13 protein-coding genes are annotated in these 14,129 nt (G+C 42.8%); 9 read left to right on the top strand and 4 right to left on the bottom strand.

The window, feature by feature from the left end; translation table 11 throughout:
- Positions 1 to 163: 163 nt before the first annotated feature.
- Together O6P32_RS03970 and O6P32_RS03965 are read right to left on the bottom strand one after the other, a co-directional pair.
- Positions 164 to 709 carry a 7-carboxy-7-deazaguanine synthase QueE gene (locus tag O6P32_RS03970; protein ID WP_178266933.1) on the bottom strand — a complete coding sequence of 182 codons (546 nt, stop codon included), beginning with the start codon at positions 707 to 709 and terminating at the stop codon, positions 164 to 166.
- Positions 696 to 1,028, bottom strand: coding sequence for a 6-pyruvoyl trahydropterin synthase family protein (locus O6P32_RS03965; protein WP_178266934.1), 333 nt, complete (start codon positions 1,026 to 1,028; stop codon positions 696 to 698). The genes O6P32_RS03970 and O6P32_RS03965 overlap by 14 nt, the downstream gene beginning before the upstream one ends.
- A gap of 211 nt (positions 1,029 to 1,239) precedes the next feature.
- Between O6P32_RS03965 and O6P32_RS03960 the strand changes: the two genes are divergently transcribed.
- The 3 genes from O6P32_RS03960 (at position 1,240) to rny (ending at position 3,518) form a co-directional block, all read left to right on the top strand.
- Positions 1,240 to 1,533, top strand: coding sequence for a hypothetical protein (locus O6P32_RS03960; RefSeq protein ID WP_269877048.1), 294 nt, complete (start codon positions 1,240 to 1,242; stop codon positions 1,531 to 1,533).
- Between the two features lie 21 nt (positions 1,534 to 1,554).
- Positions 1,555 to 1,860: a cell division protein ZapA gene (locus tag O6P32_RS03955; protein WP_269877047.1), complete on the top strand. Its 306-nt coding sequence runs from the start codon at positions 1,555 to 1,557 to the stop codon at positions 1,858 to 1,860.
- Between the two features lie 122 nt (positions 1,861 to 1,982).
- On the top strand, positions 1,983 to 3,518 hold the full coding sequence (rny, locus tag O6P32_RS03950; protein ID WP_178266935.1) for a ribonuclease Y: 1,536 nt from the start codon (positions 1,983 to 1,985) through the stop codon (positions 3,516 to 3,518).
- Between the two features lie 702 nt (positions 3,519 to 4,220).
- Here rny and O6P32_RS03945 read toward each other — a convergent pair.
- Positions 4,221 to 5,066, bottom strand: coding sequence for a patatin-like phospholipase family protein (locus O6P32_RS03945; protein WP_269876920.1), 846 nt, complete (start codon positions 5,064 to 5,066; stop codon positions 4,221 to 4,223).
- A gap of 136 nt (positions 5,067 to 5,202) precedes the next feature.
- Between O6P32_RS03945 and O6P32_RS03940 the strand changes: the two genes are divergently transcribed.
- From O6P32_RS03940 to O6P32_RS03925, 4 genes are all read left to right on the top strand, one after another.
- A complete protein-coding gene (locus tag O6P32_RS03940) occupies positions 5,203 to 6,594 on the top strand; it encodes an aminopeptidase P family protein (protein ID WP_269876919.1) in 1,392 nt (463 codons plus the stop codon).
- Between the two features lie 40 nt (positions 6,595 to 6,634).
- Positions 6,635 to 7,828, top strand: coding sequence for a C1 family peptidase (locus O6P32_RS03935; protein WP_269876918.1), 1,194 nt, complete (start codon positions 6,635 to 6,637; stop codon positions 7,826 to 7,828).
- Between the two features lie 329 nt (positions 7,829 to 8,157).
- Positions 8,158 to 9,888, top strand: a complete 1,731-nt coding sequence (gene recJ, locus O6P32_RS03930; protein WP_269876917.1) for a single-stranded-DNA-specific exonuclease RecJ — start codon at positions 8,158 to 8,160, stop codon at positions 9,886 to 9,888.
- A gap of 27 nt (positions 9,889 to 9,915) precedes the next feature.
- Positions 9,916 to 11,817, top strand: coding sequence for a RecQ family ATP-dependent DNA helicase (locus O6P32_RS03925; protein ID WP_269876916.1), 1,902 nt, complete (start codon positions 9,916 to 9,918; stop codon positions 11,815 to 11,817).
- Positions 11,818 to 11,822: 5 nt separating this feature from the next.
- Here the strand turns inward: O6P32_RS03925 and O6P32_RS03920 are convergent, their stop codons facing one another.
- The gene (locus O6P32_RS03920; protein ID WP_269876915.1) at positions 11,823 to 12,731 is read right to left on the bottom strand and encodes a DMT family transporter; all 909 of its coding nucleotides are present in this window, start codon (positions 12,729 to 12,731) and stop codon (positions 11,823 to 11,825) included.
- Between the two features lie 144 nt (positions 12,732 to 12,875).
- Between O6P32_RS03920 and O6P32_RS03915 the strand changes: the two genes are divergently transcribed.
- Together O6P32_RS03915 and O6P32_RS03910 are read left to right on the top strand one after the other, a co-directional pair.
- The gene (locus O6P32_RS03915) at positions 12,876 to 13,439 is read left to right on the top strand and encodes a Crp/Fnr family transcriptional regulator (protein WP_178266942.1); all 564 of its coding nucleotides are present in this window, start codon (positions 12,876 to 12,878) and stop codon (positions 13,437 to 13,439) included.
- 105 nt (positions 13,440 to 13,544) lie between these two features.
- Complete coding sequence (locus tag O6P32_RS03910) at positions 13,545 to 14,123, top strand: helix-turn-helix domain-containing protein (protein ID WP_269876914.1); 579 nt, start codon at positions 13,545 to 13,547, stop codon at positions 14,121 to 14,123.
- The last annotated feature ends 6 nt before the right edge of the window (positions 14,124 to 14,129 follow it).

Raw genomic sequence — 14,129 nt, 5'->3', positions numbered from 1 at the left:
CAAACAAGCGTAATAAGCAGATAATCAGAAATAAAATTATGAGTAAAGTTGTCTTTAGAGTTCGAGCCTCTCTTCCCGTGCAAAACGAAAAAGCTGTAACTCTGAGAGTTGCAGCTTTTTTATTTTATACCCGGGACAAAATCGGGACACTTTATTTCTACTACTAAGGAATATTGATCAGTTTATGCGTTTGCAGACTAAGTCTCCATTGAGGATGTTGCAAGATATACCCGACCACCTCTTCTGTATTCCTGCAAGAACAAGGCTGCAAGAAAAAATGAGTAGCAGGTAACTGCAGATACGAAGATACATCCTGTCCCAAATAAACCACTTTCACCTCATCCATACGCTTCACTTTCAAGACAGTACCCTGTTTGGGAGAACAAGTCACCCAGTCAATCTGTTCAGGAAGTACACATGTACCGTTTGTTTCAATACATATATATTTACCCGCTTTGTGCAAAGCCTCAATCAATGCATCATCCACCCAAAGTCCGGGTTCTCCACCAGTCAGAATCACCATACGGGAAGGATAACGAAGCACCTCTTCCACAATCTCCTCATCGGTCATGTCTTTTCCCTCTTCGTGCCGTGTATCACAAAAGTCGCATTTCAGGTTACAACCGGAAAAACGGACAAATACAGCAGGAGTACCCGCATGAAAACCTTCTCCCTGCAGGCTGTAAAAAATCTCGTTAATCTTTCTCATAGATAACAGTATTACCTTCCGACTCTTGAACTTCTACCTTGAAACAACAGGGTATCTGATTACAAATCCAACAGGCAATATTTTCGGCAGTCGGATTCGCAGGAATCACATCATTCAGATTACGGTGATCCAGCTTTCCCATCACCGTTTCCTTAATGTGGGTAAAATCTACCACCATTCCATCTTCATTCAACACTTCCGAACGGCAATACACCGTAACGATCCAATTGTGACCATGCAAGTTCTCGCACTTGCTTTGATACGAAAGTTTCAGACTGTGCGAAGCCGAAACCTCCATTCTTTTTACCACAGTAAACATATTATACTCTGAATTAATATTTAATAAATTTACATTTACACCTAATGTCACCTCGGTGTCCGGCAAAGGTAAAAATAATTTCAAAAAACAGGAAAAAACAAACAAATCCATTTATCGCTCCGGATATTTCAGACATTTTTCCGAAAATATCCCCCAAATATTTTTGAGTTTATTTCCAATCCACTATATTTGTATAGAGTTTTGGTATAAAATGACGGAAGAAGACAAAAAGCTATTAAGTACTTTCGAAGGGAAATTGAGGCATTTCATGTATTTATACAAAGAATTAAAGAAAGAAAATGCCACCCTTAAACAACTTCTTTCTGAAAAAGAAGAAGAAATAGCCTGTATGGCTGATAGCCAAAAAGAATTAGAAGCCAGATATACCAACCTGAAAATGGCCCGGATGATCAGTATTAATGACAATGAACTCAGAGATACCAAACAAAGATTATCCAAGCTGGTGCGTGAAGTCGACAAGTGTATCGCTTTGCTGAATGAATAAAAACCGGTAAACCGAATCATGATGGACGACAAAATGAAAATACATCTACTGATTGACAACGAACGATACCCGTTGAACATACGCCGGGAAGACGAGCAACTGTATCGTGACGCTGCCAAACAGATTGACTATAAACTAAACAAATATCGGAATGCTTTCAGAGACTTCGGTCCCACAAAGCATTGGGCTATGGTAGCTTTGGAACTGGCTTTTGAGAATATGTATCTGAAAGACAGAAATGATACACAGCCTTATATGGAAAAAATAAAAGAACTGGAAGAAGAAGTGGACCAATGTCTGAACTTAAAAGACACGCCACAGCCATAGCTAATAAGGTTTATAGTACGGAACGTATAAAAGAGATTATCCACGCACAACTGGAGACGACGGAAGAAAGATCCGAGTCGAAAGTCGTGCGTTTTTTGTTTATATTTTAATTTAAAATTATAATGTTATCATTAGCAATATTGACGGTAGTAGCCTTTCTGGTAGGAGGGGCACTTTCATACGGCTTTTTCAAGTACGGCTTGAAAACACGGTATGAGAAAATTATAAAAGAGGCTGAAACAGAGGCCGAAGTTATCAAGAAAAACAAATTGCTGGAAGTAAAGGAGAAATTCCTGAACAAGAAAGCAGATTTGGAAAAGGAAGTTGCTATCCGCAATCAGAAGATACAGCAGGCCGAAAACAAACTGAAACAGCGCGAAATGGTGCTGAATCAGAAAAACGAAGAGTTGCAGCGTAAACGCAATGAAAACGAAGCTATTAAGGAAAACCTCGATGCGCAACTCGTTATCATCGAAAAGAAAAAGGAAGAACTCGATCATCTGCAATCACAAGAACGTGAAAAACTGGAAGCATTGTCTGGCCTTTCTGCAGAAGAAGCAAAGGAACGCCTGATAGAATCACTCAAGGAAGAAGCCAAGACACAGGCTCAGTCTTACATCAACGATATCATGGACGATGCAAAGCTGACTGCCAACCGCGAAGCAAAACGTATTGTGATTCAGTCTATCCAGCGTGTAGCCACTGAAACAGCTATTGAAAACTCAGTAACTGTATTCCATATCGAATCAGACGAAATCAAAGGACGTATCATCGGTCGTGAAGGACGTAATATCCGCGCACTTGAAGCTGCTACAGGAGTGGAAATCGTAGTAGACGATACTCCGGAAGCAATTGTACTTTCTGCATTCGACCCTGTACGCCGAGAAATTGCCCGTCTGGCTTTGCACCAGTTAGTAACCGACGGACGTATTCATCCGGCTCGTATCGAAGAAGTAGTTGCCAAAGTCCGCAAACAGGTAGAAGATGAAATCATCGAAACCGGTAAACGTACTACCATCGACTTGGGTATCCACGGTTTGCATCCTGAACTGATTCGTATCATCGGTAAGATGAAATACCGTTCTTCATACGGACAGAATCTGTTGCAGCACGCTCGTGAAACAGCCAACCTTTGTGCAGTAATGGCATCTGAACTGGGCTTGAACCCGAAAAAGGCAAAACGTGCCGGATTGTTACACGATATCGGTAAAGTACCCGATGAAGAACCGGAATTGCCACACGCATTGCTGGGTATGAAACTGGCAGAAAAATACAAGGAAAAACCGGATATCTGCAACGCCATCGGTGCACACCACGACGAAGTGGAAATGACCAGCTTGCTTGCTCCTATCGTACAGGTTTGTGATGCCATCTCTGGCGCTCGTCCGGGAGCACGCCGGGAAATTGTAGAAGCTTACATCAAGCGTTTGAACGATCTGGAACAATTGGCAATGTCTTATCCGGGTGTAACCAAGACATACGCTATTCAGGCCGGTCGTGAATTGCGCGTAATTGTAGGCGCCGACAAGATTGACGACAAACAGACTGAAAGTCTGTCTACTGAAATCGCAAAGAAGATTCAAGACGAAATGACTTACCCGGGACAGGTAAAGATTACTGTTATCCGCGAAACACGTGCAGTAAGCTTTGCAAAATAGGTAGAGTACAGATATATTTCAAATCTGCAAGCCTCATCCATCAGGATGACTTGCAGATTTTTTTTGCACTTCATCTCCTGCCTCTCTTTCTGCTGACAAAATGTAAATTTCTCCCATCTTTATTTCTCCCCTATCTGCCTTCTGACAAAACGTCAAATCAACCTCTTCTATATTGCGTTATTTACATCTGTATGCAGACGTTGTTCCAAAATCACTTATTTTCTGCCATCAGAAAAATTCAGAAAGAAAGCTAAAGTACAAAACAAGAACCACAATAGCTTATATTATTTCGGAACACTCTACACAAAGTTTATTCCCCATTGAGTTACATTCCGATTTATCATAATAAAATTCACAGTAAAAACACCTGCAAAAAAGAAGAAAATCAAGAAAACAGAAAGAGAAAATACGTCATTAGTCGCATCAGCTTACGCGACGAGTCACGTAAACCAACGTGATTAGTCACGAAAGCCCACATTACAAGTCACATTTCCCCCTACAACAGGTTCTATTTTCCCTCTATATAAATTTAAAAAACCTGCCATACAGCAGGTTTTAAAGATATTTTTCAACTAAAAAACTCTGTTTTACAAAGCGTGAACAAGGATTTTGCTTCAAATACGCGTTAGCGGAAATCCATTTTTCCCTTGTTTAAGTCAGAAGAATGTAATTATTCCTTTCATTTTGAAAAGTCATCAATTTCTATTCAAAAGACGAAAAAACCTTCTCGGCACAAGCATATCCTTCTTCGTAAAGTGCTGTAAGTTTTTTGATATCCCGTTCAATACGATTGACCACCACAGGACGTTCCGGACGAATTACTACGATACGTCCTTCATCTTCCATACGCTCCACCATTTCCAACTGTTGATTATACGCCTTGCATCGGTTACTCAGCACCACACGCAAACGGGGATACCGCTTGTAGACAAAACGGGGAACACGGATGTCTTTCTCATCTTTCCGATAACCACGATTACGGGTAAGTACTACTACATTCCGCTCATATCCCTGTGATATGGCCCGCTCTACCGGAATAGAATCTACAATACCACCATCCAGCATCGGCCTTCCGTCGACATAAGTAATCGGACAGACATAGGGCAGACTACTGGAAGCCTTAGCTATAGCCAGCAAACGGATTTTATCTTTTTTCTCTTCCAGATAGCAGGCTCTACCCGTCACACAATTGGTGGTGACCATTTCAAAACGAGCCGGATTGTTCCGATAGGCCTCATAATCGTAGGGTAAAATTTCTTCCGGAAACAATTCGTACAACAATTTCTGATCAAGAATGCTATGCTGATACCACAGATGTTTCAACCCGATGTAATGATACTTGTCCAACAATTCTATATTACTGTACCGTGCTCTTCCACGCTGATGCGACATGTACGACAAACCGTTGCAGGCACCGGCAGACACCCCTACTCCATACGGAAACTCTATTCCCTTATCCATGAAATAGTCGAGTACGCCACAAGTAAACACACCTCGCATGCCTCCTCCTTCGAGTACTAAGCCCATATTCTGTACATCTATTGCCATATTGACCTCCGCTTTCAAAATAATAAGACTCCAATTGCAAAGATATGTTTTTTAAAATAAGGCATAGAACAATATTCAATTTAATTTGCTACTTTTGCAACAATTAAAACAAATATTGAACTTAATACTTAACAATATGTTCGATTCATCTGTGTATAAACAACGTCGTCAGGCTTTAAGAGAAAAGGTCGGTCATGGGCTTATCCTTATCTTGGGAAACAACGAAGCTCCGGCCAATTATCCTGACAATACTTATAAATTCCGCCAAGACAGTTCGTTTCTTTATTTCTTCGGCCATTCTCATCCGGGCTATGCGGGTGTAATGGACATTGAAGCTGGAGAAGACTACTTCTTCGGAAATGATGTAACGATGGACGATATCATCTGGATGGGACCTCAGCCCAGTGTGAAAGATCTGGCTGCGCAGGTTGGTGTAGAAAAGAGTTTCCCGTTCGACAAACTCAAGGAGTTTATCGGAAAGGCTATTTCACAGCGCCGCCCTATCCACTTCCTTCCTCCTTATCGCTACGACAACATGTTGCTGCTGGAAGATCTGACAGGTATACGCGCTTCAATGACTAAACAGCATGCTTCCGTAGAACTCATCAAAGCGGTGGTTGCACTGCGTTCTGTTAAAGAGGCTTGCGAAATAGCAGAAATCGACAAGGCCTGCAACATTGGCTATGAAATGCATACAGCTGCCATGCGTCTCTGTAAGCCGGGTGTTTCCGAACAATATATCGCAGGTATCCTGGACGGTATTGCTTCTTCGTATGGCAACATGGTTTCGTTTGCTACTATCCTTACACAAAACGGACAGACGCTTCACAACCACGACCACAGCCATCTGTTGGAAGCTGGCAGACTGATGCTGACAGATGCCGGTGCGGAAAGTGTAACCAACTACTGCTCTGACCATACACGTACCATCCCGGTAGGAGGAAAATTCACTTCCAGACAGCGTGACGTATACAGCATCGTGCTGGACTGCCACGACAAGGCTCTGGAACTGGCACATCCGGGAGTAACCTACAAATCGGTTCACCTCGAGGTATGTAAAGTGTTGGCACAAGGGCTGAAAGATCTGGGACTCATGAAAGGGGATGTAAACGAAGCGGTAGCAGCTGGAGCACATGCTTTGTTCATGCCGCACGGACTGGGACACATGATGGGTATCGACGTACACGATATGGAAGACTTGGGTCAGTGCTATGTGGGTTATGACGACGAGATACGTCCTTCAGACCAGTTCGGTCTGGCTTCTCTGCGTATGGGCCGCCGTCTGCAGGAAGGTTTTGTCATTACCGACGAACCCGGATGTTATTTCATCCCTGCCCTGATAGACAAATGGAAAGCTGACAACATGCACAAAGACTTCCTCAACTACGAGGCAATAGAGAAGTTCAAAGACTTTGGAGGCATCCGTCTGGAAGACGATATCCTGATTATACCGGGCGGTTCACGCTTTACAGGAGAAAAGCATATACCTATTACCATCAGCGAGGTAGAACAAATCATGAACGAATAATCAAAAATAATTCAATAACCATTTAATAACTTAGAAAACAATGAACAAACTTATTGCTCTTTTAGCTTTGGGTGTTTGCTTCAGCAATGTATCTGCAAAAAGCCCGAAAAAGAACAAAACAGAAGAAGGTTTCGTATTCACTACTGTAAAAGAAAATCCTATTACCTCTATCAAAGACCAGAATCAGTCTAGTACTTGCTGGTCATTCTCTTCACTGGGCTTCTTCGAAGCAGAATTGCTTCGTCTGGGCAAGGGAGAATTCGACTTGTCTGAAATGTTCGTGGTACACAAAACCATGGAAGACCGTGCTGTAAACTACGTACGTTATCATGGAGATGCTTCATTCTCTCCGGGCGGTAGTTTCGAAGACATCGTAACCTGCTACGAAAAATACGGTATGGTACCACAGGAAGCAATGCCGGGTATCATGTATGGCGACTCTCTGCCTGTACACAACGAGCTGGATGCAGTAGCAGCAGGATATGTAAACGCAATTGCTAAAGGTAATCTGAAAAAACTGACTTCTGTATGGAAAAACGGTTTGTCAGCTATCTACGATACATACTTGGGAGTATGCCCGAAGGAATTTACTTACAAAGGCAAGACTTATACTCCGAGAACTTTTGCTGATGAAGCATTGGGATTGAACATGGACGATTACATCTCTCTGACTTCATTTACTCATCATCCGTTCTACACTCAGTTCAACGTAGAAGTACAGGACAACTGGCGTAACGCTATGTCTTACAACCTTCCTATCGATGAACTGATGGCTGTAATGGACAATGCAATCAACAACGGTTACACATTTGCATGGGGATCGGATGTCAGCGAACAAGGATTTACACGCGATGGTATCGCAGTATGCCCGGATGCAGAAAAAGGAGCAGAACTGACCGGTTCGGATATGGCTCGTTGGTTAGGAATGAGCCAGCAGGACAAACGCAAGGAACTTACAGCTAAACCGTTGCCGGAAATCACAGTCACTCAGGAAATGCGTCAGGAAGGTTTCGACAACTGGGAAACTACAGACGACCACGGTATGGTTATCTATGGTATAGCAAAAGACCAGAACGGAAAAGAATACTTCATGGTAAAGAACTCATGGGGTGAAGAAGGCAAATACAAAGGTATCTGGTATGCTTCAAAAGCATTCGTAGCTTATAAAACAATCAATATCCTTGTACACAAGGATGCTATCCCTGCTGAAATCGCAAAAAAATTGGGCCTATAAGATTTGTTAAATAGACTGATTTTAAATAAATAAACGGTTGATTCTGCAATTATTTGACAGAATCAACCGTTTTTTCTTTCTTTTTTTCTAACTTTACAAGTTGAATAAGTGTACAGATTGCTTGTATGATACACAAAAGAAAAGATGATCGTGAGATTGCTCTTACTGCTCCTTTTTTATTGGCCAGTAAAAACGCGTAAAGAAAATAAGACTACGCCCTCTCTATCTTCAACTAACATGAAACAGGCAAAAAGGTATTGTCAACCGAACGCCCAATGAAGTAAACAGTCTGCATCACTAAGTAAGAGAAAAAGAAAAAACATATATAAATGAATTACAAATGGAACTATCAACCTCCTACACCGGAACAAAGGGAAGCGGCAAGGGCTTTGGCTAAAGAAATAGGAATCAGTCCTATATTGTGCCGCCTGCTGCAGGAAAGAGGAATAACCTCTGCTGCAGAGGCCAAGCGTTTCTTCCGCCCGCAGCTTAGCGAACTGCACGATCCTTTCCTGATGAAGGATATGGATATAGCTGTAGATCGTCTGAACAAAGCAATGGGACGCAAAGAACGTATCCTTGTGTATGGAGATTATGATGTAGATGGCACAACTGCCGTCGCATTAGTATATAAGTTTCTCCAGCAATTCTACTCGAATATCGACTACTACATTCCCGACCGATACAACGAAGGATATGGGGTTTCGAGAAAAGGAGTAGACTATGCTTACGAAACTGGTGTCACGCTGATTATCGTATTAGACTGCGGCATAAAAGCCGTAGAAGAGATTTCGTATGCCAAAGAAAAAGGTATCGATTTCATCATCTGCGACCATCATGTACCCGATGAAGTACTTCCTCCTGCCGTGGCTATTCTTAATCCGAAACGGGAAGATTCTACTTATCCGTACGACCATCTGTCTGGATGTGGCGTAGGATTCAAATTCATGCAGGCTTTCACAATCAACAACGGCATCGAATTTCACCAGCTGACTCCGCTGCTGGATTTGGTTGCAGTAAGTATTGCATCCGATATTGTACCGATTATGGGAGAGAACCGTATTCTGGCTTATCACGGATTACGCCAACTCAACTCCAATCCTAGCGTGGGACTGAAGTCTATCATTGATGTGTGCGGACTGTCTGAACGGGAAATCAACATGAGTGATATTGTGTTTAAAATCGGACCGCGAATCAATGCTTCCGGACGTATTCAAAACGGAAAAGAGGCTGTGGATCTTCTTATCGAAAAGGATTATCAGGCAGCAAAAGAAAAGAGTAACCTGATAAACCAATACAATGAAACCCGAAAAGACCTCGACAAGAATATGACCGAAGAGGCCAATAAGATTGTAGACAATCTGGAGCATCTAGACGAACGCCGCTCTATTGTAATCTATAATGAAGACTGGCACAAGGGAGTAATTGGTATTGTGGCTTCACGACTCACGGAAATATATTATCGGCCGGCTGTAGTACTCACGCGTACCGACAACCTGGCAACTGGTTCGGCACGCTCCGTATCGGGATTCGATGTGTACAAAGCCATTGAATATTGCCGCGACCTCTTGGAGAATTTTGGAGGACATACGTATGCAGCAGGACTTTCTATGAAAATAGAAAACGTAGAAGAGTTCTCACGCAGATTCGAGGAATATGTCACTCAAAATATTCTTCCGGAACAGACCAGTGCTACCATTCAGATTGATGCTCATCTCGACTTCAGGGATATTACACCTAAATTCTTCTTCGACTTGAAGAAGTTCAATCCTTTCGGGCCGGACAATCATAAACCGATATTCGCTACCCTCAATGTATACGATTATGGTACAAGCAAGGTAGTAGGAAGAGATCAGGAACATATCAAACTGGAACTGGTGGACAACAAATCGAACAATGTAATGAACGGTATTGCTTTCGGGCAAAGCTCGCAAGCCCGTTACATCAAAACCAAGCAGTCGTTCAACATCTGTTACACCATCGAAGAAAATACACATCGGAGAGGAGAAATCCAACTTCAGATAGAAGACATAAAACCAAGCAGAAACAAAGCCTTATAACAGGCTACGGAGAAAGACAAGACACAGATGGACTACAAAAGCATTTTGAAACAATACTGGGGATACGATGACTTCCGCGGAATACAGGAAGACATCATCACCAGTATCGGCCAACAGCGGGATACGCTGGGACTAATGCCGACCGGAGGAGGTAAGTCCATCACGTTTCAAGTGCCGGCTCTTGCTCAAGAAGGGCTTTGCCTGGTCATCACGCCACTTATCGCATTGATGAAAGACCAGGTACGCAACCTGCGCGACCGGGGTATCAAGGCTATAGCTGTCTACTCGGGTATGACAAGAGAAGAAATTGTAGTCGCGCTTGAAAACTGTATCTTTGGCAACTATAAGTTTCTCTATATCTCTCCGGAACGACTGGATACAGAAATATTCCAGCAAAAGCTCCGCAGCATGAAGGTAAGCATGATTACGGTAGACGAATCGCACTGTATTTCTCAATGGGGATACGATTTTCGCCCTGCTTACCTCAAAATATCCGAAATACGAAAGCTGTTGCCCGGTGTTCCGGTACTGGCTCTGACAGCAACTGCTACCCCTGAAGTCGTAAAAGACATTCAGGCACGTCTTGCCTTTAAGGAAGAAAATGTATTCCGCATGAGTTTCGAGCGGAAGAACCTGGTTTACATTGTACGGAACACGGAAAACAAAGCAGAAGAATTGCTCCACATTCTGAATCATGTACCGGGTTCGGCTATTGTATACACACGAAACAGAAAAAAGACAAAGGAAATCTGCCAGTTTCTCAACCAACAGGGAATTACTGCCACATTTTACCATGCCGGACTTCAGAACGACATCAAAGACCAGCGGCAAAAGAGTTGGCTGACAGGAGAACATCGCGTGATGGTAGCTACCAATGCCTTCGGTATGGGCATAGACAAGCCGGATGTCCGACTGGTAGTACATGCCGACTTCCCGGATTCTCCCGAGGCGTATTTTCAGGAAGCAGGACGTGCCGGACGAGACGGAAACAAAGCATATGCCGTATTGCTCTATGCACAAAGCGACAAAGCCATTCTTCGCAAACGCATCTCCGATACTTTTCCTGAAAAAGAATACATACGCAAAGTATACGAAGATATCAACTTCTATTACCAGATGGCTCTTGGTGACGGATTGGGATGTACCTATGCATTCAACATCGATGAATTCTGTCACAACTTCAAGCACTTCCCCATTCAGGTAGACAGTGCCTTGAAGATACTGACCCGTGCCGGATACCTGGAGTATACCGACGAACAGGACAATGCTTCCCGCATCATCTTTACACTCCGGAGAGACGACTTATACCGTTTGCAGGAATACAATGCCGACACAGAAAAGCTGATTCATACCATTCTCCGTTCGTATACAGGTATATTCAGCGATTATGCTTATATCAGCGAAGATACATTGGCATTGCGAACCGGTTTGTCAAGACAACAAATCTACGAGACATTGGTCCTGCTCACCAGACAGCATATTCTGCATTACATTCCGGGAAAGAAAACCCCTTACATTATCTATACCTGCGAACGCCGCGATACTTCGCGTATTCATCTCAGTAAAGAAGTATACGAAGACCGCAAAGAAAGTTTCGAACGGCGCATACAAGCTATGCTGGAATATGCAGATGCCAAGGAACAATGCAGAAGCCGTATGCTGCTCCGGTATTTCGGAGAAAAGAATGAACACAATTGCGGACAATGTGATGTATGCCTGAAGAAACATCAAAGCGGATTGAAGCAGGGAGAATTCGACGACATTACCGAAGCGATAAACGCCGAACTGAAAGCACATCCCTTGTCAGCTCATGAACTGATGGGAAAATTGACTTACGATAAAGAAAAGGTTTCTTGCGTACTCCGGTATCTGATGGCAGAAGAAATCATTCAGGAAAGCGACGGAAAGCTCATCCTCACCAAGTCATAATCTCCTTAATGTTTCCACTTCACAAACAGAGAAAAGAAAGGTTTGCTTTTCGACTGAAGAAAAACACCAGCAGAATGCAGAAGCACTGAAAACAAAATCAGTCCCAAGCCTACATAAAAACTGGCATTCAGTTCTTTAGCCTCGTGAAAAAGAAACATCGCTGCTATAATACTATAAATAGGCTCAAGATTGTAAGTCAGATTAAAAGTAAAGGCCGATATTTTCTTCAACACCTGAATCTGTAAAATGTAAAGCAATACGGTGCAGACCGAAGCAAACAGAAGCAAGTAAACCAAATCGGTCAGTGAAGGAAGTATCGACGCAACGGGAAAGAAAGACAGATAAAGCGGAAGCAGACAGGATAACCCTAAAAAGCCTCCTCCCATCTCATACATCAGCATAGTACTCGAAGTATATCCCACAGATACTTTCTTATTGCAGATAGTGAAAAGGGAAGCCAGTGCCGACGAAAGGATTCCCATACCTATTCCCAGACGGTAACGGGTATCAAAATGGAAAATAAGAATAATCCCCAACACTCCTATCAGACTGCATGCTATCTCTCCCAGCGATATACGATGACGGTTGATAAGCGGTTCGAACAAAGCTGTAAAAAAACTCATCAAAGACAAACAAACCACTCCGATGGATACATTCGAAGCCTTGATACTTCCATAGAAAAACAGCCAGTGAATGGCAAGCAACATTCCTACAGAACCTATTTTACACACATCACGGAAAGATACTCTCTTCAGCTTGCCCAACATCCACAGCAAAAGAAAAAACATCACGGTAGCAAACAGCATCCGATACCACACCAACAATCCTTCATTCAAGGATATTAAACGCCCAAAGATACCGGTAGCTCCTGCAATCAACACCGACACATGAAGTTTGATAAATGCCTCTTTCATTCTTTTAGTTTCTTTTTACGAGGGTGCAAAGATACAATTTATTTACACGCACCCCTTCAATATCCCGCTTCATATTCTATATTCCTTCCGGTTTTGAAGAGTATAATATTTTCCATATTTTTGTCGGTACAAAGTAGAAGACAAATGAAAAACATACTCCATAAAATACAGTCGTTATATCCTCTCTCAGATGCTACCATTGAAGAGCTGAAGGCTTATGTTACCCCATGCCGGTTTCCCAAAAGGTATCAGATGATTAAAGCCGATATGTTCTGCAAATATGCCTATTTCATAGAAAAAGGAATGACACGCTCTTTCTGGCTGGTAGACGGAGAAGAAATTACAACCTCCTTTGCCTGGGAAGGAAGCATTGTATTCAGTATGGACGAACTGTACTATCAGAAGAAAAGCGAGGAATATGTAGAAGCACTGGAAGAAGTGGAAGCCTATCGCATTTCATTGACCGACCTGCGTCATCTGTTCGAAACCAATCTTGAATTATGCAACTGGGGCAGAATCATCCATCAGAACGAATATCGCCGTCTGCACCGCAGCCACAAGGAACGGCTTACGCTGCCGGCTAAAGAGCGGTATGAAGAGTTCAAGAAACAGTTTCCCGAAGTGTGTCAGCGGGTGAACTTAGGATTCATCGCTTCTTACCTTGGCATTACGTTGCCCACACTCAGCCGACTCAGGAGTGGAGAATAACAACATGCAGCAAATCATACATCCAAAAGATGAAATCTACCTATAAAGACCAAAAGGTTACACATTATTTATATATTTGCAATTTGTAAAAACTAATTATCTACTATGGATCGCACAAATAAAATAGGCGAAAAGATTCAATCGCTACGAACAATAAAAGAAATCAGCAGAGAAGAACTTGCTGACCGTACCGGACTCTCAATCGAACAGATTGCACGTATAGAAGAAAATATCGATATCCCTTCTTTGGCTCCCCTCATCAAAATAGCCAGAGCATTGGGAGTACGGCTGGGAACCTTCCTGGACGACCAACCGGAAGAAGCCGGAGCAATTATCTGCCGCAAAGGTGACGCAGATGATACCATCAGTTTTTCGAATAATGCCACAGATTCCCGCCTGCATATGCGCTATCATTCTTTGTCGCGCAACAAGACAGACCGCCACATGGAGCCTTTCATCATCGACATAGAAGCCAATGAAACAGCTCAGTTCAGTCTGTCGGCACACGAAGGCGAAGAGTTTATCATGGTTTTACAAGGAATGGTCGAAATCAATTACGGAAAGTTTACCTATCTTCTGGAAGAAGGAGATACCATTTATTACGACTCGATTGTGCCGCATCATGTACATGCTTTCGAAGGACAGGAAGCAAAAATCCTGGCAGTAATTTATACTCCTATCTAAAAAACC

This window comes from Phocaeicola acetigenes (assembly GCF_027529745.1).
Classification (GTDB): Bacteria; Bacteroidota; Bacteroidia; order Bacteroidales; family Bacteroidaceae; genus Phocaeicola; species Phocaeicola acetigenes.
The sequence above is the reverse complement of the archived record's forward strand: the minus strand, read 5'-3'. Positions and strand labels throughout refer to the sequence as shown.

What these genes read in the sequence shown, in the direction of transcription:
- O6P32_RS03970 (WP_178266933.1), bottom strand. Translation starts at nt 709, where the DNA reads ATGAGAAAGATTAACGAGATTTTTTACAGCCTGCAGGGAGAAGGTTTT.
- O6P32_RS03965 (WP_178266934.1), bottom strand. Translation starts at nt 1,028, where the DNA reads ATGTTTACTGTGGTAAAAAGAATGGAGGTTTCGGCTTCGCACAGTCTG.
- O6P32_RS03960 (WP_269877048.1), top strand. Translation starts at nt 1,240, where the DNA reads ATGACGGAAGAAGACAAAAAGCTATTAAGTACTTTCGAAGGGAAATTG.
- O6P32_RS03955 (WP_269877047.1), top strand. Translation starts at nt 1,555, where the DNA reads ATGGACGACAAAATGAAAATACATCTACTGATTGACAACGAACGATAC.
- rny (WP_178266935.1), top strand. Translation starts at nt 1,983, where the DNA reads ATGTTATCATTAGCAATATTGACGGTAGTAGCCTTTCTGGTAGGAGGG.
- O6P32_RS03945 (WP_269876920.1), bottom strand. Translation starts at nt 5,066, where the DNA reads ATGGCAATAGATGTACAGAATATGGGCTTAGTACTCGAAGGAGGAGGC.
- O6P32_RS03940 (WP_269876919.1), top strand. Translation starts at nt 5,203, where the DNA reads ATGTTCGATTCATCTGTGTATAAACAACGTCGTCAGGCTTTAAGAGAA.
- O6P32_RS03935 (WP_269876918.1), top strand. Translation starts at nt 6,635, where the DNA reads ATGAACAAACTTATTGCTCTTTTAGCTTTGGGTGTTTGCTTCAGCAAT.
- recJ (WP_269876917.1), top strand. Translation starts at nt 8,158, where the DNA reads ATGAATTACAAATGGAACTATCAACCTCCTACACCGGAACAAAGGGAA.
- O6P32_RS03925 (WP_269876916.1), top strand. Translation starts at nt 9,916, where the DNA reads ATGGACTACAAAAGCATTTTGAAACAATACTGGGGATACGATGACTTC.
- O6P32_RS03920 (WP_269876915.1), bottom strand. Translation starts at nt 12,731, where the DNA reads ATGAAAGAGGCATTTATCAAACTTCATGTGTCGGTGTTGATTGCAGGA.
- O6P32_RS03915 (WP_178266942.1), top strand. Translation starts at nt 12,876, where the DNA reads ATGAAAAACATACTCCATAAAATACAGTCGTTATATCCTCTCTCAGAT.
- O6P32_RS03910 (WP_269876914.1), top strand. Translation starts at nt 13,545, where the DNA reads ATGGATCGCACAAATAAAATAGGCGAAAAGATTCAATCGCTACGAACA.